We start from the raw sequence: 18,871 nt of genomic DNA on the forward strand, positions 1-18,871 counted from the left end.
CGAAGCCCCCCCGCCACAGTGGCGGGGGAGCAGGCCTCTTAAGACTTGGAGTCTTGTTAAGCCTTAGAGGTCAAGGTCGGCTTCGAAATCTGCGGTTTCGAGGCGGTCCTTGATGGTCGTGACGAAGCGACCAGCGTCGGCACCGTCGACCACCTGGTGGTCGTAGGTGAACGGCAGGTAGCACATCTGGCGGATGGCGATGGCGTCCTGGCCATCCTCGGTGACGACAACCGCGCGCTTGGTGATAGCGGCGGTGCCCAGGATGCCAGCCTGCGGCGGAACCAGAATCGGGGTATCCAGCAGGGCGCCCTCGGAGCCGATGTTGGTCACAGTGAAGGTTGCGCCGGTCAGATCGTTCGGCTTGAGCTTGTTGTTGCGTGCCTTGTCAGCCAGCTCGGCGATCTTCTGGGCAATCTCCGGCAGAGTCAGATCTTGCGCCTTGTGGATGACCGGGGTTAGCAGGCCGCGCGGAGTATCCACGGCGATGGCCACGTTGACGTCAGCGTGGTAGGTCATCTCCTTGGTCTCCGGGTTGTAGGAAGCGTTGACGTTCGGGTGGGATACCAGAGCCTCAACAGTTGCCTTCACGATGAACGGCAGGAAGGAGAGGTTGGCCTCGTACTTATCAATGAACGCCTGCTTGGACTGCTTGCGCATATCCCAGATGGCGGTCATATCGACTTCCTGGACGTGGGTCAGCTGAGCGGAAATCTGGAGGGCCTCAACCATCTTGGACGCCGTGATCTCGCGGATACGGTTGACCTTCTGGGTGGTGCCGATGAGCTCCTGCTTCTCCGGATCCACGGACTTGGTGGACCAGCGAGCACGCGGGTTGCTGGAGGATGCGCTAGCGGAGGAAGCCGGAGCTTCACCCTCGCCAGCAGCGGCCAAGACGTCCTGCTTGCGGATGCGGCCGCCGACGCCAGTGCCAGAGACAGTGGAGAGGTCCACGCCGTGCTTTTCAGCCAGCTTGCGCACCAGCGGGGTGACGTACGGGACGTTATCGCCGTTGTTGACCTTGGTGGAAGTCTCGGATGCCTTCGGCTCCGAGGGCTGGGAAGCAGCAGGCTTCTCTTCGGCCTTCGGCTCTTCCTTCTTCTCTTCGGCCTTGGGCTCTTCCTTCTTTTCTTCCTTGGCGGCAGGCTTCTCGGAGGCTGCGGCGGAGCCGTCGCCTACGCGGGCGATGACGGCACCGACGTCGACGGTGTCATCTTCCTCGGCGAGGATTTCAACGAGGGTGCCGGCGACTGGGGACGGGATTTCGGTGTCGACCTTGTCGGTGGAGACCTCGAGGAGTGGTTCGTCGACCTCAACGGTGTCGCCGACGGACTTCAGCCACTGGGTGATGGTGCCTTCGGTGACGGACTCACCGAGTTCCGGCATCTCCACATCGGTGGCGTCACCAGAAGCAGCAGGCTTGTCCTCAGACTTCTCTTCGGCCTTGGGCTCTTCCTTCTTTTCTTCCTTGGCGGCAGGCTTCTCGGAGGCTGCGGCGGAGCCGTCGCCTACGCGGGCGATGACGGCACCGACGTCGACGGTGTCATCTTCCTCGGCGAGGATTTCAACGAGGGTGCCGGCGACTGGGGACGGGATTTCGGTGTCGACCTTGTCGGTGGAGACCTCGAGGAGTGGTTCGTCGACCTCAACGGTGTCGCCGACGGACTTCAGCCACTGGGTGATGGTGCCTTCGGTGACGGACTCACCGAGTTCCGGCATCTCTACGTCGGTGGCGTCACCAGAAGCAGCCGGAGCCTCAGACTCAGCGTCCTCAGCAGGCTTGTCCGGGGTCTCAGCAGCCTTCTCAGAAGAGTCCTCCGACTCCTCGGCAGCTGGTGCGGACTCGCCCTCATTACCGATAATGGCGATGACCTCGCCCACGTCTACGGTGTCATCTTCCTCAGCCTTGATTTCGAGGATGGTGCCGGCGACCGGGGAGGGGATTTCGGTGTCGACCTTGTCGGTGGAGACCTCGAGCAAAGGTTCGTCGACCTCAACGGTGTCACCGACGGACTTCAGCCACTGGGTAATCGTGCCTTCGGTTACAGATTCGCCCAGTTCGGGCATCACAACAGAGTGTGCCATAAGTATTAAGACTCCTCGAAAGTTGGAATTTTTGAAACGCTAGTGATTGATTCTACAGCGTGTTTATAAAAGGCGCGCATGGGTGGGGTTAATTGGGGCATCCTCCGCGTGAAGTGGCTGAAGGTGGCCTCCGGTAGGCTAAAGAGCCATGTTCAACCCCTTCCGCCGCAATAGCTCTAAGTCCCAACTGCGCCCACCCCGCGCACCGGGGGAGACCATTCGCGCTGAAGACGCGCAGGAGCTTCAAGCCTGGGTTCAAGGGCGGGCCTATGTTGAGGCATTTGTGGAGCCGGAGACCGTGGTCAACGAGATGTCGGTCGTCGTGGTTGATGAAAGCGGCGCCTTCATCCGCCGCCGCATTGGTGGGCCCAAAGGTATTGACGCGGTGGCCAAGCTTCTGCGCTGCGATGTCTATGACGTCGAAGAGACCGGTTACCCGCAGCGCATGCGCGAGCGCATCGAGCGAGAGCGCATTCTGCGCAAGCGGGAGGAGCAGCGCGAGCGCCGCGAACGTTTTGAGCAGCGCCAGCAGCAAAACCAACAGGGCGATAGCTAAACAGCCACAACCCCTGTTGCTTATTCGCTAACGATGGTGGCGCCTGCCTTGGCCAGTTCCTCCAGGGCGGCGGCGCCGCGGGCCTCGTCGACGGGCGCGCAATAGTCTGCCAGAACCCGCACGGTGAAGCCTTCCTTCAGGGCGTCGGCAGCCGTCGCGCGCACGCAGTGATCGGTGGCAATGCCAACGATGTCCACGGCGGTGACGTTGTGCTCCCGCAACCAGTCCGCTAAGGAAACTCCATCGGCCGCGCCCTCGAAGCCCGAGTAGGCGGCGGTGTATTCGCCCTTCTTGAAGTAGGCCTGGGCGGGCGCGATGGCCTCGTGCATGGCGGCGCCGAAGGAATCAGCTACGCAGTGTGTAGGCCAGGTATCGACAAAGTCGGGGTTCTCAGAGAAATGAGTGCCTGGGTCGATATGCCAATCCTGTGTGGCTACGACCGTCTCATAGGAGGCTTGGAGCGCGCCGATGCGCTCAGCAACTTCGTTGCCGCGTTCGGTGCCGAGGGCTCCGCCGGGGCAGAAGTCATGTTGGACATCGACAATGATGAGTGCAGGTGTCATACGCGGCAATTCTATACCCTGGGAAGCGATGAAAACACCGATTCCTTTTTATCTACAGAAGATTCTTGATGGCGTACACGATCATGATTCCGGTGAAGTAGCGGACTATATCCCGGAACTGGCCAGCGCAAACCCAGACCAGTTGGGCGTTGCTCTGTGCTCTGTGACAGGCCACCTATATAGCGCCGGTGATGCGGAAAACCGCTTCACCATCCAGTCCATCTCAAAACCATTCGTCTATGCCCTCGCTTTGAGCGAGCTGGGCTTAGACGCGGTGCGTGAGGTCGTCGGCCTCGAGCCCTCTGGGCAGGCCTTCAACGAGCTTTCCCTAGCCAAAGACCACCGGCCGGTAAACCCGATGATTAACGCTGGCGCCATTGTGGTCAACCAGCTCATCAACGGTGTGGACTCCAGCGTGGAGGACCGCGTGGAAAAGATTCGTTCCTTCATCTCCAAGCTGGCGGGGCGCGAGGTGGACGTCGACAAGCGCCTGTGTGACTCCGAACTAGAGCACGCCGAGCGTAACCTCTCCCTCGCCCACATGCTGCGCTCATATGGCATCATTCAGGACGATGCCCACGACGCAGTGCTGTCCTATACCTCGCAGTGCGCGCTGTCGGTCGACGTGCGCGACCTCGCCGTCATGACCGCCACCTTGGCCAATGGTGGGCGCCAGCCGGTGACGGGGGAGAAGATTCTGGACGCCGATGTATGCCGCATGACCTTGGCGGTGATGAGTTCCTGTGGCATGTATGACGGCGCTGGGCGCTGGATGACTGAAGTGGGAATCCCCGCTAAGTCGGGTGTATCCGGCGGTCTCATCGGCACGCTGCCGGGCCAGATTGGTGTGGCGACGTTCTCGCCGCGCCTCGATGAGCAGGGAAATAGCGTGCGCGGCACCGCAATCTTCCGCGAGCTCTCCTCGGACATGGGCCTGCACCTGATGTCCACGGAGAACCGCTTCGGTGTGCACCCCGTGCGCAGCGTTGACGAAGACGATGACACGGCGATCATCCGCCTGCAGGGTCACATCAACTTCACCGCAACAGAAGCCATCCTCCACGAGCTGGAGGAGCGCCAGTTCTCCGGCAAGCGCCTGGCCCTGGACTTCTCCCAGGTCTCTGGGTTGCACAAAGTGGGCCGGCGCATGCTCAAGGAAGGCCTGCGCCGGCTGCGTGAGGGCGGCAACGAGGTGGCGCTTGTCGACGACCATGGGGTCGTCACCGATCGCGCTATGTCCGACGGCACCGTCCTCCCGCTGGCTGACAAGGAGGACTACGTTATCGCCGGCGAAGAGGTGTGAGCGGCCTAAAGCCGCTCACACGAGGGGGCGACTTGAAGACGCTCTGATTTAGGCTTCGGAAATCTCGCGCAGCGCTGCCACCACGGTGCGCACCGGCACACCGGTGGCGCGCTTCGGGGTGTAGCCGCGTGGGGCGGAACCATTCCAGGAAGGGCCTGCGATATCGATGTGGGCCCACTCGATGCCCTCGCCCACGAACTGCTTGAGGTAGGTACCAGCGAACTCCATGCCGCCCTCGCGCTTAGCGTTGATGTTGCGGATATCCGCGGCCTGGGACTTGATCTCCTCGTCGTGCTCTTCCAGCAGCGGCATGGCCCAGGCATTCTCGCCCACCTCGCGGCCGATTTCGGCGAGGCGATCGCGGAGGACATCGGAGCCCATGATTCCAGAGGTACGCGAACCCAGTGCCACAATTTGTGCGCCGGTAAGCGTAGCGGTTTCGATGAGGTAATCCGGCTTGTCCTCGCTGGCGCGGGCGATGGCATCCGACAGCACGAGGCGGCCCTCAGCGTCGGTGTTGAGCACCTCGGAGGTCAGGCCACCGTAGTGGGTAATGACATCGCCCGGGCGGGTGGCACCAGAGCCCGGCATGTTCTCAGCCAGCGGCAGGGTAGCGGTGATCCGAACCGGCAGCTTCAGCTTGGCTGCAGCGATGATGGTGGCCGCCATGGCAGCGGAGCCGCCCATATCCGAAATCATGTCCCACATGCCATTGCCCGGCTTCAAGGAAATACCGCCGGTATCGAAGGTAATGCCCTTACCCACGAGAGCCACGTGCTTCTTGGCCTTCTTGGGCTTCCAGCTCAGGCGCACCAAGCGCGGCGGGCGAGCAGAGCCCTTGCCCACGGCAAGGATGCCGCCGAAGCCCTGCTTCTTAAGCTGCTTTTCATCGAGAACCTCGACGTCCAATCCAGCTTCCTTCGCCTCACCGGAAAGGAACGCGGCGTAGGACTCCGGGTAAAGCTCGTTCGCCGGGGTGTTCACCAGGTCGCGGGCGATCAAGACAGACTCAGCCACGATGCGGGCAGCCTCGAATTCTTCGGAAACAGACTTATCAGCCACCACGATGAAGGTGGACGGTTGCTCCTTCTCCGTGAGCTCGGTGGAGCGGATACCGCGGTAGGCATAGCCGCCGAGGATGAGGCCCTCAACGGCGGCCGTAACGCCGAAGTCCGCCAGGGTGGTCACGATGGTGCCCACGCCCGCGGTGGCGCGAGCGGCGCTGCCAGCGGCGCGGCGCAAAGCTTCATCGTCGAGCGCTTCAACGTCACCCAAGCCCAACGCGATGACCTGCGCAGCACCTGCCTTCTGTGGGGCGGGAACCTTCACGATCTCCCCGGCCTTACCCGTCGCGCCCACCGCAGCGAGAGCCTCGTACGTAGAGCGCAGCGCGGAAGAACCAAGCAGAGAGGTGCCCGGAACCTCGAGCCCCTCCTCACCAGCAAAGGTAGCAATGAGCAGGGCGTCTGCCTGCTTGGGGGCCTTCTTGGTCAGCTCAACGGTGGGGAAAGAGCCGCGTGCGGGCAGTTCGAACGTGGAAGAAGCCACGATGTCCTCCTTGAGAAAAATGATAATGGGATACTCCTCACACCCTACCCGTGTCCATGACGTGGAACGCGCAAGGACTATTCATCCATAGGTTGATTGCTTCACAACTTCTCCATGAGTTAGTTCGTTGGGGCATTTCTGCACTTCTATAGGTGCCTGGGGAGTACGCTGTGATGCATGTTGAATTACACCGTGACGCGAACTGAAAATCCCACCTCCCCGGAACGCCTGCAGGAGATTCTGGCGAATCCGGGCTTTGGTAAGTACTTCACCGACCACATGGTGACGATTGACTGGACCGAGGACAAGGGTTGGCACGACGCGCAGGTGCGCCCCTACGCGCCGTTCAGCATGGATCCGGCCTCCACTGTCTTCCACTACGGCCAGGCCATCTTCGAGGGCATCAAGGCCTACCGCCAGCCCGACGGCAGCATCGCCACCTTCCGCCCAGAGCAGAACGCGCAGCGTCTGCAGGCTTCTGCTGAGCGCATGGCAATGCCGCAGCTGCCAGAAGAGGAGTTCATCGAATCCCTGCGCCAGCTTGTCGACGTCGACCAGGCCTGGGTCCCCGAAGCCGGCGGCGAGGCAGCTCTGTACTTCCGCCCCTTCATGATCGCTACTGATGTCTCCCTGGGCGTGCACCCGGCGCACTCCTATCGCTATGTTGTTATCGCCTCCCCAGCAGGCGCGTACTTCACCGGCGGCATCAAGCCGGTGTCCGTCTGGCTGTCCACCGACTACGTCCGCGCTGCTCCCGGCGGCACGGGCGCGGCCAAGTTTGCCGGTAACTATGCAGCCTCCCTTCTCGCCCAGGCGCAGGCAGCGGAAAAGGGCTGCGACCAGGTGGTGTGGCTGGACGCCATCGACCGCACTTACATCGAGGAAATGGGAGGCATGAACCTGGCCTTCGTCTATGGCGAAGAGGGCAACCAAACCCTGGTGACCCCAGCGCTGTCGGGTTCTCTGCTGCCAGGCATTACCCGCGCCTCGCTTCTGCAGGTTGCTGAGGACATGGGTCTGAAGGTGGAAGAACGCCGCATCACCTATAAGGAGTGGGAGCAGGACGTTGCCTCCGGCGCGATGGTGGAGGCCTTCGCCTGCGGTACCGCGGCCGTTATTACCCCGGTGGGTCACGTCATGGGCAACGAGACCGACTTCCACATCAACAACGATGAGGCCGGTGCCACGACGATGGCTCTGCGCGAGCGCCTCACCGGCATCCAGCGTGGGTCCGTGGAGGATACCCACGGCTGGCTGCACACGCTGGTTGAAGCGAAATAAGTAAGCTGTCTAGGCGAGCTCGGCGGCCAGCTGCACCAGCGGCAAGGCCGCGAGCGCGCCGAGAGGGAAACCTTCACTCAGGTTTAAATCAAGCAGTGGGCTAAGGCCCAGCTCCTTGAGTGCGAGGGCATAAGCCGGATCGGGGGTCGTACTGCCAGCGCGCAGCCAGCCCTTCACGCCGGGCGCGGTGCGCTCGGCCAAGACGGCAGCGGTGGCGGCCACGGGGCCGTCGATAAGCACCGGCGTACGCCGCGCCGTGGCCTGCGCGATGAAACCCACTAACGCTGCGAGAGCCGGGGAACCGATGGTCTGCACGACCTCCCAGCCCTCTAGGTTGCGGGCGCGGAACATGGAGTCACGCACAACGCTCACGCGGGCCTTCCACTGCGCATCCGTGATACCGCTGGCGAGCGTATTCGTCCCCACGATCGCTACAGGTTCGGTGTGGGTGATCCGGCCCATAACACTGGTGGCAACGGTCTCCGTGCCGATGTCACAAGCGGACGCGATGAGCAGGTCGGCGCCGGAATCGATCTCCCGATCTGCCGTGGTCATGCCTAGGCTTACGAAGGAGTCGCACTCCGCAGGGGACATGGCGGTAGTGCTGCCGCGCGGCTCAGAGTTTTCGGAGCCGCTGCTGGTGCACTCGACGAAGTCGATGCCCGCCCCCGCCCGCTGTGCAGCGCTGAGGAGATTATCGCGCCACTGTTCCTCATCAGCGGGGGAGTGCTGCGTGATACCCACGCCGTCAACAGTGCGTTCAGCGCTGGGGCGGGCGCTTTCAAAGACGACGGCCCGGGGCCGCTCAAGCGCTGTGGCCTGCGAAGAATCCTGCGCTGCCGCCAGCCATGCAGCAATCTCTGCCATGCGGTTTGGTTGTGCTGCGGTTGAAGGGCGCAGCTGGGGAACGGCGGTGAATTCAGGCATGTGTCCTCCGGCCTAGACGGTGGCCCCGCGCTCCACCTGCGGACGCGGCGTGCGCCACTTGCGTGGCTGGGAGGCGCGGGAGTACGCGTAGAACCCTAGACCAAAACCGGCCTCGGTGGTGCCGGGGAACTTCAGGCGCACGGCGTTGTTGCACTTGCGCGCGAGCCAGAAGCCCTCGACAGCGAAGACCACGATGACCGCCATCGCGCCGATCGAGATGATCTGGGACAGACGCGGGTCCCGGGTGCTGACGAACATGAGCACCAGCAGCACGATGGCAAAGGGCATGACCCACTCGTTAATGAAGCGGTGGGAATCTACCCAATCGCGCACGTAGCGGCGGACATCGCCCTTATCGCGGGCGAGGAGGTAGCGCTCGTCGCCCGCGGCCATGCGTTCCTGTGCCACCTTGTTGCGCTCGCGGGACTCTTGGCGCTCCTTGCGCTTGTATTCCTTCCACTCTGCCTTAGACATGGAAGCTTTGAGTTCCTTGCGGTGCTGGTAGCGCTGCGCGTCCGACATTCCTCGGGGATCTCGCTTAACACCGCGGGCGATTTCTTGCGCATCGCGCTTGGGTGTGGGGCGGCCCTTCGGCGGCGTGTAGCCCTTGCGGTGCGGTTTCTCGGCGGCGGGTTGCTCTTCCGGCGCCGGGGTGTGCTCGGCGGGGGAAGAAGTCTTGTCATCTTTTTGCCACGGAAGTTTCACGCTGTTTAGCGTACAAGGTCGCGCGGACATAACGGGAATAGGCCCGCGGGAGATGGCGTTGTGGTGAGGGAACAGGGCGCCAGTGAACCACTAGTGAACTGTGAGGCATCCTTTCTTCCTCTTGTATGAGGGGGTAGGGTGGGCTCCAGAAAAAATTCCGTAAACATAATGAGGAGAAATCATGACCGCTCCCGCGTCTGCAACCGGAGTTATCCTGACCGAGGCCGCTGCGGCTAAGGCAAAGTCCCTGCTTGATCAGGAAGGCCGCGATGATCTGTCACTGCGCATTGCCGTTCAGCCGGGCGGCTGCGCGGGTCTGCGCTACCAGCTCTACTTCGATGACCGCACCCTGGATGGTGACAAGGTAGACACCATTGGTGGAGTCAATCTCGTTGTGGACAAGATGTCCATCCCGTACCTCACCGGTGCCAAGATCGACTTCTCCGACACTATTGAGGCCCAGGGCTTTACCATTGATAACCCCAATGCTGGCGGATCCTGCGCTTGTGGTGACTCCTTCAATTAAAGTCACATAGACGATATACCGAAGCCCTCGCCGTGTGGCGAGGGCTTCGCTTTTTTATTCTTTATCCTTATTAGAGCTTCACGGGGTAGTCGCGCTGCTCAATCTTCGGGTCGATGCGCTCCTCCACGAAGATGCCATGCCAAATCATGAAGGACAGCACCGTCCACAGGCGGCGGGAGTGATCGGAGATTCCGTCACGGTGCTCCTTGAGCATCTCCAGAACTTCCTTCTTGTTGAAGATGTCCTCGGTCTGGGACTCCGTGATCTGATCCTGGGCCCAACCGTAAAGCTCATCGCCGGCCAACCAGTGGCGCATGGGAACCGGGAAGCCCAGTTTCTTGCGGTGCAGTACGTGCGGCGGGACAATCTGCTCCATGGCTTTGCGCAGAGCGTACTTGGTGGTGCCGTGCGAAATCTTGAGGTCATAGGGGATAGTTTCCGCGACCTTGAACACTTCCTTGTCAAGGAAAGGAACGCGCAGCTCTAGGGAGTTGGCCATGTTCATCTTGTCGGCCTTGACCAGAATATCGCCGCGCATCCACGTAAACAGGTCGAGGTGCTGCATGCGGGCTACCGGGTCAAAGTCCTGGGACTGCGCATAAATCGGCGCGGTGACCTCGCGGTGGTCCCACTCCGGCTTAGCCCACGGGAGCACCCGCTGGAGCTGCTCGAAGTTGAAGGAACGAGCGTTGCCGTAATAGCGCTCCTCCATGGTCATGGAGCCGCGGTTGAGCAGGGACTTGCCCTTCATACCTTCGGGGAGGACCTGCGAGAGCTTGCCCAAGCCACGGCGCAGCGGGGAGGGGATCTTCTCGAACGGGGCTAGCGAGAGTGGCTCCTTATAAATGGTGTAGCCGCCAAAGAGCTCGTCCGCACCTTCACCGGAGAGCACTACCTTGACGTGCTTACGGGCTTCCTGGGCCACGAAGTACAGCGGAACGAGGGAGGGATCCGCGACGGGGTTGTCCAGGTACCACATGATCTTCGGTACAGCCTCGGCGTATTCCTCGGGGGAGACGATCTTGACGATGTGCTCTACACCGATGGCTGCGGCGGACTCGGCGGCTACGTCTACCTCGGAGTAGCCTTCGCGTTCGAAGCCAGTGGTGAAGGTGAGGAGGTCCGGGTTATGCCGCTTGGCCAAGGCTGCGATGGCGGTGGAGTCGATGCCGCCCGAGAGAAAGGAGCCGACGGTCACATCGGCACGCATGTGCTTCTCGACGCTATCCTCCAACGCCCGGGCAATCTTATCGAAGAGCTTCTGCTCCTCGCCTTGCTTCACTGGCTGAATGGGGAAGCGGGGCTTGAAGTAGCGCTCAGATACAACTTTTTCGCCAGGGCGAAGCGTAACGGTGCAGCCAGACTCGACGCGGCGAATATTGGCGTGGAGGGACTCCGGCTCAGGCACGTACTGCAAGTCCACGTAGTGCTCGATGGCGCGCCTATCAAGGCTGAGGTCTAGACCCAGCGAATCGGCCATCGAGAGGATGCACTTCATTTCAGAGGCAAAAACGGCGCCGGCGTCGGTGGTGGCGTAGTAGAGGGGCTTGATGCCGAACTGGTCGCGCGCGGCAAACATCGTCCGAGTTTCGGTATCCCAGATGACGAAGCCGAACATGCCGCGCAGGTGCTCGACAACGTCCTTGCCCCAATGGTGGTAGCCGACGACGATGGGCTCGCCATCGCCTTCAGTATTGAAGGTGTAGCCAGCTGCGCTGAGCTCTTCGCGCAGCTCCACGTAGTTATAAATCTCGCCATTGAAGGTGAGGGCATAGCGCTCGGGGTTGTCCTCGGGGCCCCAGCGAAGCGGCTGGTTCGAGTGCTCTAAATCAATAATGGATAGACGGTTAAAGCCGAAGGCTGCATCCTCGTCATGCCAGGTGCCGGCAGCGTCGGGGCCGCGGTGGCGCATGCACTGGAGGGATTGCTCGAGGGCCTCCAGGTGCTGGGTGGCATTGCGATCGGCGCTCAGTAGCGCGCAGAGTCCGCACATAAACTTGCTTCTCCTTATATATCAAGCTTCATCTTTGACACACTTTACGGCCGGATCCGGAGGATCTGCGAACCCCGCGCCGCGCTCCCCGTTAGGGTGCGAACTTTCGGATGATGCACAGCTGTACGCTCTGTGAATTGGGTCATAGCGGGTAGGGGGAGGGTGGGGTAGTCGGTGTGACCTTGTGCAGGTGGGCCGGTAACATCCCGTACGTTCACTATTTATAGAGCGGGGCCAGCGTCTAATCAGTCCAGCGAAAAGGTCTGAAATTCAGGCAGGATCCTCTATCCTGATTGGGTAGGAATGCTCTGTGAGTATTCGAGAAGTTTGTGTGCACAGAAAGGCAGAACACACGTGGGACAGCGTAAGCAACGCAACCTCGGCCGTAAGGCGGGCCTAGCGGGCGTCATCGCTCTGGGCGGTCTAGCTCTGGCAGGTTGTGACGTCGCAGCACCGACGGCCGTTGAGAACCTCCTTGGCATGGGTTGGCCGAAGGGTGTGACCCCTGAGGCGACCTCGATGTACAACTTCTGGATCTGGGTCTGGGTTGCTGCATGGATTATCGGTTTCATTATGTGGGGTCTGTTCCTCACCGCTATCTTCCGCTGGAGTGCGAAGAAGGCTGAGAAGGCTGGCAAGGGCGAGTTCCCGAAGCAGCTGCAGTACAACGTGCCGCTGGAGATGGCTCTGACCATCATTCCGATTCTCATCATCATGGGTCTGTTCTTCTTCACGGTTCAGGCACAGCAGAAGGTGACGGCGTTGGATAAGAACCCTGAAGTTACCGTCGACGTCACGGCTTTCCAGTGGAATTGGAAGTTCGGCTACGCCGAGAACAAGGTTGATGGCGAGAACTACGATGGTGCCGATGCTGAGCGCCAAAAGCTCGCTGAGGAATCTTCCATGGATCCGGAGGGCACTGAGAACCCGAACCCGATCCACGGTAAGTCCATGGGTGACATCTCTTACCTCAACTTCAACAAGATTGAGACCGTCGGTACCACCGAAGAGGTTCCGGTCCTGGTTCTGCCGGTAGACACCCCGATTGAGTTCCGCCTCGCCTCCGGCGATGTTTCCCACTCCTTCTGGGTTCCGGAGTTCCTGTTTAAGCGCGATGCCTACGCACACCCGGAGAACAACTCTCAGGAGCGTCGCTTCCAGGTAGAGAAGATTGAGGAAAAGGGCGCCTTCGTTGGTCGCTGTGCTGAGATGTGCGGTACTTACCACGCCATGATGAACTTTGAGATTCGCGTCGTTGACCGCGCAGACTTCAACGAGTACCTCAAGTTCCGTGAGGAGAACCCGCAGGCAACCAACGCCGAGGCTCTCGAGCACATCGGTGAAGAGCCCTACGCAGTTACCACCGCTCCGTTCAACTCTCTGCGCGACACCCGCGATGCCGACAACTTCGTCGACACCGCTGAGGCGGCATAAGAAAAGGAACTGATAGAAAATGCGTGCAACATCTAAGGTCTTCTATTCCATCGCGACCTACCTCTTCGTGTCGCTCATCGTCTACACCATTGGCGTTAATTACGTCAAGGATGATGGCTACATGTACGGCACCGAGTGGGTTGGCATCGTGGGTATGGTCCTCGCAATGCTTCTCTGCCTCATGTTGGGTGGCTACCTGCACTTCACCGAAAACCGCTCCGACATCGTACCGGAAGATTGGGAAGAGGCGGAGACTGAAGACGCAGCCGGTATCCTCGGCTTCTTCTCTCCGAGCTCCATCTGGCCACTGTGCATGACTGGCTCCATTGCGGTGCTGGGTCTTGGCATCATCTACCTCTACTTCTGGATGATCATCCTGGGCGCAGTCCTGCTCGTCACCTCCGTGACTGGCCTGTCCCTGCAGTATGGCCTTCCGAAGGAAAAGCACTAAAGCTTAACCCTTTCCCCGCGCTTTCTAGCGTCACGACTTCTCACGCCCCCGCCACGCATCGTGGCGGGGGCGTTGTCGTTGATAAGACTGCGTCGTACAGTGTTGTGGAAAGTTCCCAAAATTGGCGAAAGAATTTCGCTGCGGGTGGAACGCTGGGGGAGTGGGCGACTGTCGAAAGCGTGTAACTGTAGGTCTGTGCCTAGAGTTCCAGCACGTTAACGGCCATTTTTACGGGGGTCAACCGAAAGTTGCAGTCCTGCGCTTTCGCCGGCGGGGGCGGGTGTGATTTATCTCATTAGCGTTGGTCTGCCCGGAATTGAACTGCGGGGAAAACGTACCGATTCTTGCCCTGTTGCTGGCTTCGCAACAATCGTTGCCAAGTCTCACTACCTGCAGGGATGGGGCGTCGTAAAGCGTGCTAAAAAGTTCCCGGCTATTTCCTGGAAGACCTATGGTCCGCACCCAGGGTTAAAACTGTGAAGGTCTAGGTCGTAACCTCCAAAAGATCGGGGGGAAATGAGATGACTTATGCGGCTGGACCAGCCATACTGTTATGCGTGACGAGCGTAGTTTCTAACCAAGGTATGGCAGCACCACGTGTTGCCGCGCTGAACCGACCCAACATGGTCAGCGTCGGCACCATCGTGTTCCTGTCTCAGGAATTGATGTTCTTTGCTGGACTGTTCGCGATGTGGTTCACCTCGCGTGCGAACGGCCAGGAGGGTGACTGGGCAGAGCACACGGCGCACATCAACGTGCCCATGGGCTTCCTCATTACGAGTGTCCTGGTTCTTTCCTCCGTGACCTCTCAGTTCGGCGTGTTTGCAGCAGAAAGGGGTGACGTTTACAAGCTCCGACTCTGGTACTCGGTAACCATCGCGTTGGGTGTTGTCTTCTTGGGCATCATGGCGTTCGAGTGGACAGAGTTGATCATGGCTGGTGTCACTGTTCAGTCCAGCGTGTTCGGTTCGGTCTTCTACATCCTGACCGGCTTCCACGCGGCCCACGTGACTGCGGGTCTGATTTCCTTCGGAATCATCTTGGCGCGCATTGCGCGCTCCAAGTTCACGCCTGCACAGGCCACCGCGGCAATGGCAGTGTCTTACTACTGGCACTTCGTTGACGTTGTGTGGATCGGCGTGTTCGTAGTCATCTACCTAGTTCAGTAGGTCGTAGTCGCCGGAGAATATCCGGCCTACAGTCATTCATCTCCATGTACGAGTTATCTAAAGGAAAATGATGGATAACATCCAGCAGCCCGCCGCAGTGGAAGACACCACTGCCGCGGCTAAGAAGACCCGCCGTCGCCGCAAGGCGAAGCGCACGCTTGCTGGCGTCTTTGCACTGAGCATCGGGCTTACCGGCGCAGGTGTCTTGGCTTCCGCCCTGACCCCTGATGCACAGGTGGCCACCGCCGCAAAGGATGACCAGGCACTCGTCCAAGAGGGCAAGGACATCTACGAAGTCGCTTGTATCACCTGCCACGGTGCGAACCTGCAGGGTATCCAGGACCGCGGTCCTTCCCTCGTTGGTATTGGCGCCGGCTCCGTGTACTTCCAGGTTCACTCCGGCCGTATGCCGATGATGTCTAACGACGCTCAGGCGGAGCGCAAGACTCCGCGCTACACCGAGCAGCAGACCCTGGCGCTTGCCGCCTACGTCGCTGCCAACGGTGGCGGTGCCGACATCGTCTACGACGAGGATGGCTCCGTTGCGCAGGAGTCCCTGCGCGGCGCTAACTACAACGGTCAGATCCAGGCAGAGGACGTAGCAAAAGGCTCCGAGCTCTTCCGTATGAACTGCGCCTCCTGCCACAACTTCACCGGTAGGGGAGGCGCCCTTTCCTCTGGTAAGTTCGCTCCGCCGCTAGACCCCGCCAACGAGCAGGAGATCTACCAGGCGATGCTGACCGGTCCGCAGAACATGCCTAAGTTCTCTGACCGTCAGCTGACCGCAGATGAGAAGAAGGACATCATCGCCTACCTCAAGTCTGCGAAGGAAACCCCGTCTCCGGCTGGTTGGTCGCTCGGCGGCCTCGGTCCGGTGGCTGAGGGCCTGGCAATGTGGATTATCGGCATCAGCCTTCTGTGCGTTGCCGCTATGTGGATTGGATCTCGCTCATGAGCAACGTAAAGAAGAATTACTCTCGTAAAGAGCTCGATGCTATGAGCAACGACGAGCTCGCAGCGCTCGGTACCGAGCTGGATGATGTCACCGTTGCCTTCCGCAAGGAGCGCTTCCCAGTCGAGGGAGACCCCGCTGAGAAGCGCGCTGCCGGCAATGTCACCTTCTGGCTTATCATCTCCGTCCTGATGGGTATCGCTTTCCTTGGCGTGTACCTCTTCTGGCCGTGGGAGTACAAGATGCTGGGTGAGGATGGCCTGTGGTGGCATACCCTTTACACCCCGCTGCTTGGCCTGACCTCTGGTCTGTGCATCCTGGGCCTGGGCTTCGCCATTGTCCAGTACGTCAAGAAGATTCTCCCCGAGGAGATTTCCGTTCAGCGTCGCCACGATGGTCCTTCCGAAGAGGTTGACCGTCGCACGCTGACCGCACTCCTCAACGACTCCTGGACCACTTCGACTCTGGGTCGTCGTAAGACCATCATGGGTCTGCTCGGCGGTGCTGGCGTTCTCTTCGGCCTTACCGTCATTGCTCCGCTCGGCGGCGCTATCAACAACCCGTGGAAGAAGCGCCACGACTTGGACTACACCGGTGACGGCACACTGTGGACCTCCGGTTGGACCATGCACGAGAAGGGCGTCAAGCTCTACCTCGCACGCGACACCGGTACCATCGCTGAGAAGCACGAGGGTGAGTCCGGCTCTCACTACACCACGCGCGGTGTTACCCGCCTGGTGCGTGTGCGTCCGGAGGATCTCGCTGCCGGTGGTATGGAGACCGTCTTCCCGTTGGCTGCTGAGGACGTCAACGATGGTGCTGAGTACTCCGAGGATAAGGATGTCTACACCAACCACATGCACTCCATCCATGGCAACCGTAACGCCGTGATGCTCATCCGCCTGCGCAACGATGATGCCAAGAAGGCCATCGAGCGCAAGGGTCAGGAAGACTTCCACTACGGCGATTACTACGCCTACTCCAAGATTTGTACCCACATTGGTTGCCCGACCTCGCTGTACGAGGCTCAGACCAACCGCATTCTTTGCCCGTGCCACCAGTCGCAGTTCGATGCACTGCACTACGGCAAGCCGGTCTTCGGCCCGGCCGCTCGTGCGCTGCCGCAGCTGCCGATTGACGTAGACGAAGAGGGCTACCTCATTGCAAAGGGCAACTTCATCGAGCCCGTCGGACCTGCATTCTGGGAGCGTAAGTCATAATGAGTAACAAACTTGCACAGATGGGTAACAACATGGACGAGCGGTACTCCGCTGCCGGCGTCCTGCGTACCCAGCTCAACAAAGTCTTTCCCACTCACTGGTCCTTCATGCTCGGTGAGATGGCACTGTACAGCTTCATCATCTTGGTGCTGACCGGCATCTACTTGGCGCTGTTCTTCGATCCTTCCATCACGAAGGTCATCTATGACGGCGGCTACACTCCGCTGAACGGCGTCGAGATGTCCCGTGCTTATGCAACGGCGCTGGATATTTCCTTTGAGGTGCGCGGTGGCCTCTTCGTCCGCCAGATGCACCACTGGGCAGCACTCATGTTCATGATGTCCATGATTGCCCACATGCTGCGCATCTTCTTCACCGGTGCGTTCCGCCGCCCGCGTGAGGCTAACTGGATTATCGGTTGCGCTCTGATCCTTCTGGGCATGGTCGAGGGCTTCCTCGGTTACTCCCTCCCGGACGACCTGCTCTCCGGTGTTGGTCTGCGAATCATGTCCGCCATCATCCTGGGTCTGCCGATCATCGGTACCTGGCTGCACTGGGCCATCTTCGGTGGCGACTTCCCGTCCGACCTGATGCTGGACCGCTTCTACATCCTGCACGTGCTGGTTATCCCGGGCATCATCCTGGGCCTCATCGCAGCTCACCTCATCATGGTCTGGTTCCAGAAGCACACCCAGTTCCCTGGACCGGGTCGCGCTGAGAACAACGTTGTCGGTGTTCGCATTATGCCGGTCTTCGCTACGAAGGCCATCGGCATGGGCATGATGGTTGCCGGCGTGCTGGCACTCATCTCTGGTCTGATGACGATTAACGCCATTTGGAACCTTGGCCCGTACAACCCGTCCCAGGTCTCCGCTGGTTCCCAGCCGGATATTTACATGCTGTGGACTGATGGTGTTGCTCGTGTCATGCCGGCATGGGAGCTCTACATCGGCAATTACACCATTCCGTCTGCCTTCTGGGTTGCACTGCTCTGTGGTCTGATGGTTGTCCTGCTCTTCGCCTACCCCTTCATTGAGAAGAAGCTGACTGGCGACGACGCTCACCACAACCTCCTGCAGCGCCCGCGTGACGTTCCGGTTCGCTCCGCTATCGGTGCGGCTGCCATCGTCTTCTTCCTGCTGGTAACGCTGTCTGGTGGTAACGACCACGTGGCACACTTCTTCCAAATCTCGCTGAATGCGATGACCTGGGTTGGCCGTATCGGTCTGATTGTCCTGCCGCCGATTGCATACTTTATGACCTACCGCATTTGTGTTGGTCTGCAGCGCTCCGACCGTGAGGTGCTGGAGCACGGTATTGAGACCGGCGTCATCAAGCAGCTGCCGAATGGTGCCTTCATCGAGGTTCACCAGCCGCTCGGTCCGGTCGATGACCATGGCCATCCGATTCCGCTCGAGTACGCTGGCGCCCAGGTTCCGAAGCAGCTTAACCAGCTTGGTCTGGCTGATTCCGAGACGCAGGGTATCTTCTCCACCGATGACCCGGCTATCGTGTCCCGCGTCAACGAGATTCGCCACGAGAACCACGCTGAGGAGACGGAGATGTTCCGTCAGCTCAACGAGGCTAACCGTCGCGAGGACGAGGAGAATGGCCGCATTTAGCGCCTTCACTCACTGAAACACGCTCACAGAGCCCGTACCGCCTTCCATGTACTAGGGAGGGGGTACGGGCTTTCAGCGTTTATTTGTATGAGGCGTATTAAGTGAAGTCCCGGTCAGCCTTTGGCTGACCGGTCACGACGGGCTCTTGCAGTCTTCCGCTTGCTTCGCTTCCTAAGCAGTGATCTCCATGGGGTAAGTGGGTAGGGGCCCTTCTGTCCGTGCATGAGCGGCGCGGATAAAGGGCAATCTATATATAGAGCAATGAGTTTCGTCCACTCGATGGACGGGATGCTTTCTCATTTTTTGCCCCTTATGCGGGCCCCTGATGCGTGCTAATAGGGCTAGAGGGTGCTTAAGCCCCTTTCTAATTGAAGATCTGTTCTTTCGGTGAGACCGGTGCGCTAGTTGGAGTTCCCGGCGTTGGTAGGAAGCGATTCAAGGGAAGAGGCGGGGCGTATTACTGAGACAAGCGGTAAGTTCCAGAATTCATGATTCCCTTAGGTTTCGAGCGTCCTTAGTACTTGAATTCAAGCGGATTG

16 protein-coding genes are annotated in these 18,871 nt (G+C 60.0%); 10 read left to right on the plus strand and 6 right to left on the minus strand.

The window, feature by feature from the left end; all coding sequences use genetic code 11:
* Window positions 1-63: 63 nt before the first annotated feature.
* Window positions 64-2,082 carry a 2-oxoglutarate dehydrogenase, E2 component, dihydrolipoamide succinyltransferase gene (sucB, locus tag HMPREF2537_RS06325; protein ID WP_070526610.1) on the minus strand — a complete coding sequence of 673 codons (2,019 nt, stop codon included), beginning with the start codon at window positions 2,080-2,082 and terminating at the stop codon, window positions 64-66.
* 148 nt (window positions 2,083-2,230) lie between these two features.
* Between sucB and HMPREF2537_RS06330 the strand changes: the two genes are divergently transcribed.
* Window positions 2,231-2,638, plus strand: a complete 408-nt coding sequence (locus HMPREF2537_RS06330) for an oxidoreductase (protein ID WP_070526613.1) — start codon at window positions 2,231-2,233, stop codon at window positions 2,636-2,638.
* A 20-nt stretch (window positions 2,639-2,658) separates the two neighbouring features.
* Here HMPREF2537_RS06330 and HMPREF2537_RS06335 read toward each other — a convergent pair whose 3' ends face one another.
* Window positions 2,659-3,201, minus strand: coding sequence for an isochorismatase family protein (locus HMPREF2537_RS06335; RefSeq protein WP_070526616.1), 543 nt, complete (start codon window positions 3,199-3,201; stop codon window positions 2,659-2,661).
* Window positions 3,202-3,229: 28 nt separating this feature from the next.
* Here HMPREF2537_RS06335 and HMPREF2537_RS06340 point away from each other — a divergent pair, with 28 nt between their 5' ends.
* Window positions 3,230-4,504, plus strand: a complete 1,275-nt coding sequence (locus HMPREF2537_RS06340; protein WP_070526619.1) for a glutaminase — start codon at window positions 3,230-3,232, stop codon at window positions 4,502-4,504.
* A 48-nt stretch (window positions 4,505-4,552) separates the two neighbouring features.
* Here the strand turns inward: HMPREF2537_RS06340 and HMPREF2537_RS06345 are convergent, their stop codons facing one another.
* On the minus strand, window positions 4,553-6,052 hold the full coding sequence (locus HMPREF2537_RS06345; protein ID WP_070526623.1) for a leucyl aminopeptidase: 1,500 nt from the start codon (window positions 6,050-6,052) through the stop codon (window positions 4,553-4,555).
* Between the two features lie 177 nt (window positions 6,053-6,229).
* Here HMPREF2537_RS06345 and HMPREF2537_RS06350 point away from each other — a divergent pair, with 177 nt between their 5' ends.
* Window positions 6,230-7,333, plus strand: a complete 1,104-nt coding sequence (locus HMPREF2537_RS06350) for a branched-chain amino acid aminotransferase (protein ID WP_070526626.1) — start codon at window positions 6,230-6,232, stop codon at window positions 7,331-7,333.
* Window positions 7,334-7,342: 9 nt separating this feature from the next.
* Here the strand turns inward: HMPREF2537_RS06350 and HMPREF2537_RS06355 are convergent, their stop codons facing one another.
* The gene (locus HMPREF2537_RS06355; protein ID WP_070526629.1) at window positions 7,343-8,260 is read right to left on the minus strand and encodes a nicotinate-nucleotide--dimethylbenzimidazole phosphoribosyltransferase; all 918 of its coding nucleotides are present in this window, start codon (window positions 8,258-8,260) and stop codon (window positions 7,343-7,345) included.
* Between the two features lie 12 nt (window positions 8,261-8,272).
* The gene (locus tag HMPREF2537_RS06360) at window positions 8,273-8,965 is read right to left on the minus strand and encodes a DUF3043 domain-containing protein (RefSeq protein WP_010190581.1); all 693 of its coding nucleotides are present in this window, start codon (window positions 8,963-8,965) and stop codon (window positions 8,273-8,275) included.
* 181 nt (window positions 8,966-9,146) lie between these two features.
* Between HMPREF2537_RS06360 and HMPREF2537_RS06365 the strand changes: the two genes are divergently transcribed.
* Entirely contained in the window at window positions 9,147-9,491 is a 345-nt protein-coding gene (locus HMPREF2537_RS06365) for a HesB/IscA family protein (protein WP_070526632.1), read from the plus strand.
* Between the two features lie 70 nt (window positions 9,492-9,561).
* Here the strand turns inward: HMPREF2537_RS06365 and asnB are convergent, their stop codons facing one another.
* Window positions 9,562-11,484: an asparagine synthase (glutamine-hydrolyzing) gene (asnB, locus tag HMPREF2537_RS06370; RefSeq protein WP_070526635.1), complete on the minus strand. Its 1,923-nt coding sequence runs from the start codon at window positions 11,482-11,484 to the stop codon at window positions 9,562-9,564.
* Between the two features lie 354 nt (window positions 11,485-11,838).
* Between asnB and HMPREF2537_RS06375 the strand changes: the two genes are divergently transcribed.
* The 6 genes from HMPREF2537_RS06375 to HMPREF2537_RS06400 all read left to right on the plus strand — a co-directional run bounded on the left by HMPREF2537_RS06375 (window position 11,839) and on the right by HMPREF2537_RS06400 (window position 18,332).
* Window positions 11,839-12,918, plus strand: coding sequence for an aa3-type cytochrome oxidase subunit II (locus HMPREF2537_RS06375; protein ID WP_070526638.1), 1,080 nt, complete (start codon window positions 11,839-11,841; stop codon window positions 12,916-12,918).
* A gap of 19 nt (window positions 12,919-12,937) precedes the next feature.
* Window positions 12,938-13,369 (plus strand): aa3-type cytochrome oxidase subunit IV, encoded by a 432-nt coding sequence (locus HMPREF2537_RS06380; RefSeq protein WP_070526641.1) that lies wholly within the window; start codon window positions 12,938-12,940, stop codon window positions 13,367-13,369.
* Between the two features lie 584 nt (window positions 13,370-13,953).
* Window positions 13,954-14,538, plus strand: coding sequence for an aa3-type cytochrome oxidase subunit III (locus HMPREF2537_RS06385; protein WP_198531141.1), 585 nt, complete (start codon window positions 13,954-13,956; stop codon window positions 14,536-14,538).
* A 67-nt stretch (window positions 14,539-14,605) separates the two neighbouring features.
* A complete protein-coding gene (locus tag HMPREF2537_RS06390) occupies window positions 14,606-15,493 on the plus strand; it encodes a cytochrome bc1 complex diheme cytochrome c subunit (protein WP_029159009.1) in 888 nt (295 codons plus the stop codon).
* Complete coding sequence (locus HMPREF2537_RS06395; protein ID WP_070526647.1) at window positions 15,490-16,710, plus strand: cytochrome bc1 complex Rieske iron-sulfur subunit; 1,221 nt, start codon at window positions 15,490-15,492, stop codon at window positions 16,708-16,710. The genes HMPREF2537_RS06390 and HMPREF2537_RS06395 overlap by 4 nt, the downstream gene beginning before the upstream one ends.
* Window positions 16,710-18,332 (plus strand): cytochrome bc1 complex cytochrome b subunit, encoded by a 1,623-nt coding sequence (locus tag HMPREF2537_RS06400; protein WP_070526650.1) that lies wholly within the window; start codon window positions 16,710-16,712, stop codon window positions 18,330-18,332. The genes HMPREF2537_RS06395 and HMPREF2537_RS06400 overlap by 1 nt, the downstream gene beginning before the upstream one ends.
* The last annotated feature ends 539 nt before the right edge of the window (window positions 18,333-18,871 follow it).

This window comes from Corynebacterium sp. HMSC074E01, from assembly GCF_001808885.1.
GTDB lineage: Bacteria > Actinomycetota > Actinomycetes > Mycobacteriales > Mycobacteriaceae > Corynebacterium.

What these genes read in the sequence shown, in the direction of transcription:
- HMPREF2537_RS06350 (WP_070526626.1), top strand. Translation starts at nt 6,230, where the DNA reads ATGTTGAATTACACCGTGACGCGAACTGAAAATCCCACCTCCCCGGAA.
- HMPREF2537_RS06385 (WP_198531141.1), top strand. Translation starts at nt 13,954, where the DNA reads ATGGCAGCACCACGTGTTGCCGCGCTGAACCGACCCAACATGGTCAGC.
- HMPREF2537_RS06365 (WP_070526632.1), top strand. Translation starts at nt 9,147, where the DNA reads ATGACCGCTCCCGCGTCTGCAACCGGAGTTATCCTGACCGAGGCCGCT.
- HMPREF2537_RS06340 (WP_070526619.1), top strand. Translation starts at nt 3,230, where the DNA reads ATGAAAACACCGATTCCTTTTTATCTACAGAAGATTCTTGATGGCGTA.
- HMPREF2537_RS06380 (WP_070526641.1), top strand. Translation starts at nt 12,938, where the DNA reads ATGCGTGCAACATCTAAGGTCTTCTATTCCATCGCGACCTACCTCTTC.
- HMPREF2537_RS06395 (WP_070526647.1), top strand. Translation starts at nt 15,490, where the DNA reads ATGAGCAACGTAAAGAAGAATTACTCTCGTAAAGAGCTCGATGCTATG.
- HMPREF2537_RS06390 (WP_029159009.1), top strand. Translation starts at nt 14,606, where the DNA reads ATGATGGATAACATCCAGCAGCCCGCCGCAGTGGAAGACACCACTGCC.
- sucB (WP_070526610.1), bottom strand. Translation starts at nt 2,082, where the DNA reads ATGGCACACTCTGTTGTGATGCCCGAACTGGGCGAATCTGTAACCGAA.
- HMPREF2537_RS06400 (WP_070526650.1), top strand. Translation starts at nt 16,710, where the DNA reads ATGAGTAACAAACTTGCACAGATGGGTAACAACATGGACGAGCGGTAC.
- HMPREF2537_RS06335 (WP_070526616.1), bottom strand. Translation starts at nt 3,201, where the DNA reads ATGACACCTGCACTCATCATTGTCGATGTCCAACATGACTTCTGCCCC.
- asnB (WP_070526635.1), bottom strand. Translation starts at nt 11,484, where the DNA reads ATGTGCGGACTCTGCGCGCTACTGAGCGCCGATCGCAATGCCACCCAG.
- HMPREF2537_RS06355 (WP_070526629.1), bottom strand. Translation starts at nt 8,260, where the DNA reads ATGCCTGAATTCACCGCCGTTCCCCAGCTGCGCCCTTCAACCGCAGCA.
- HMPREF2537_RS06330 (WP_070526613.1), top strand. Translation starts at nt 2,231, where the DNA reads ATGTTCAACCCCTTCCGCCGCAATAGCTCTAAGTCCCAACTGCGCCCA.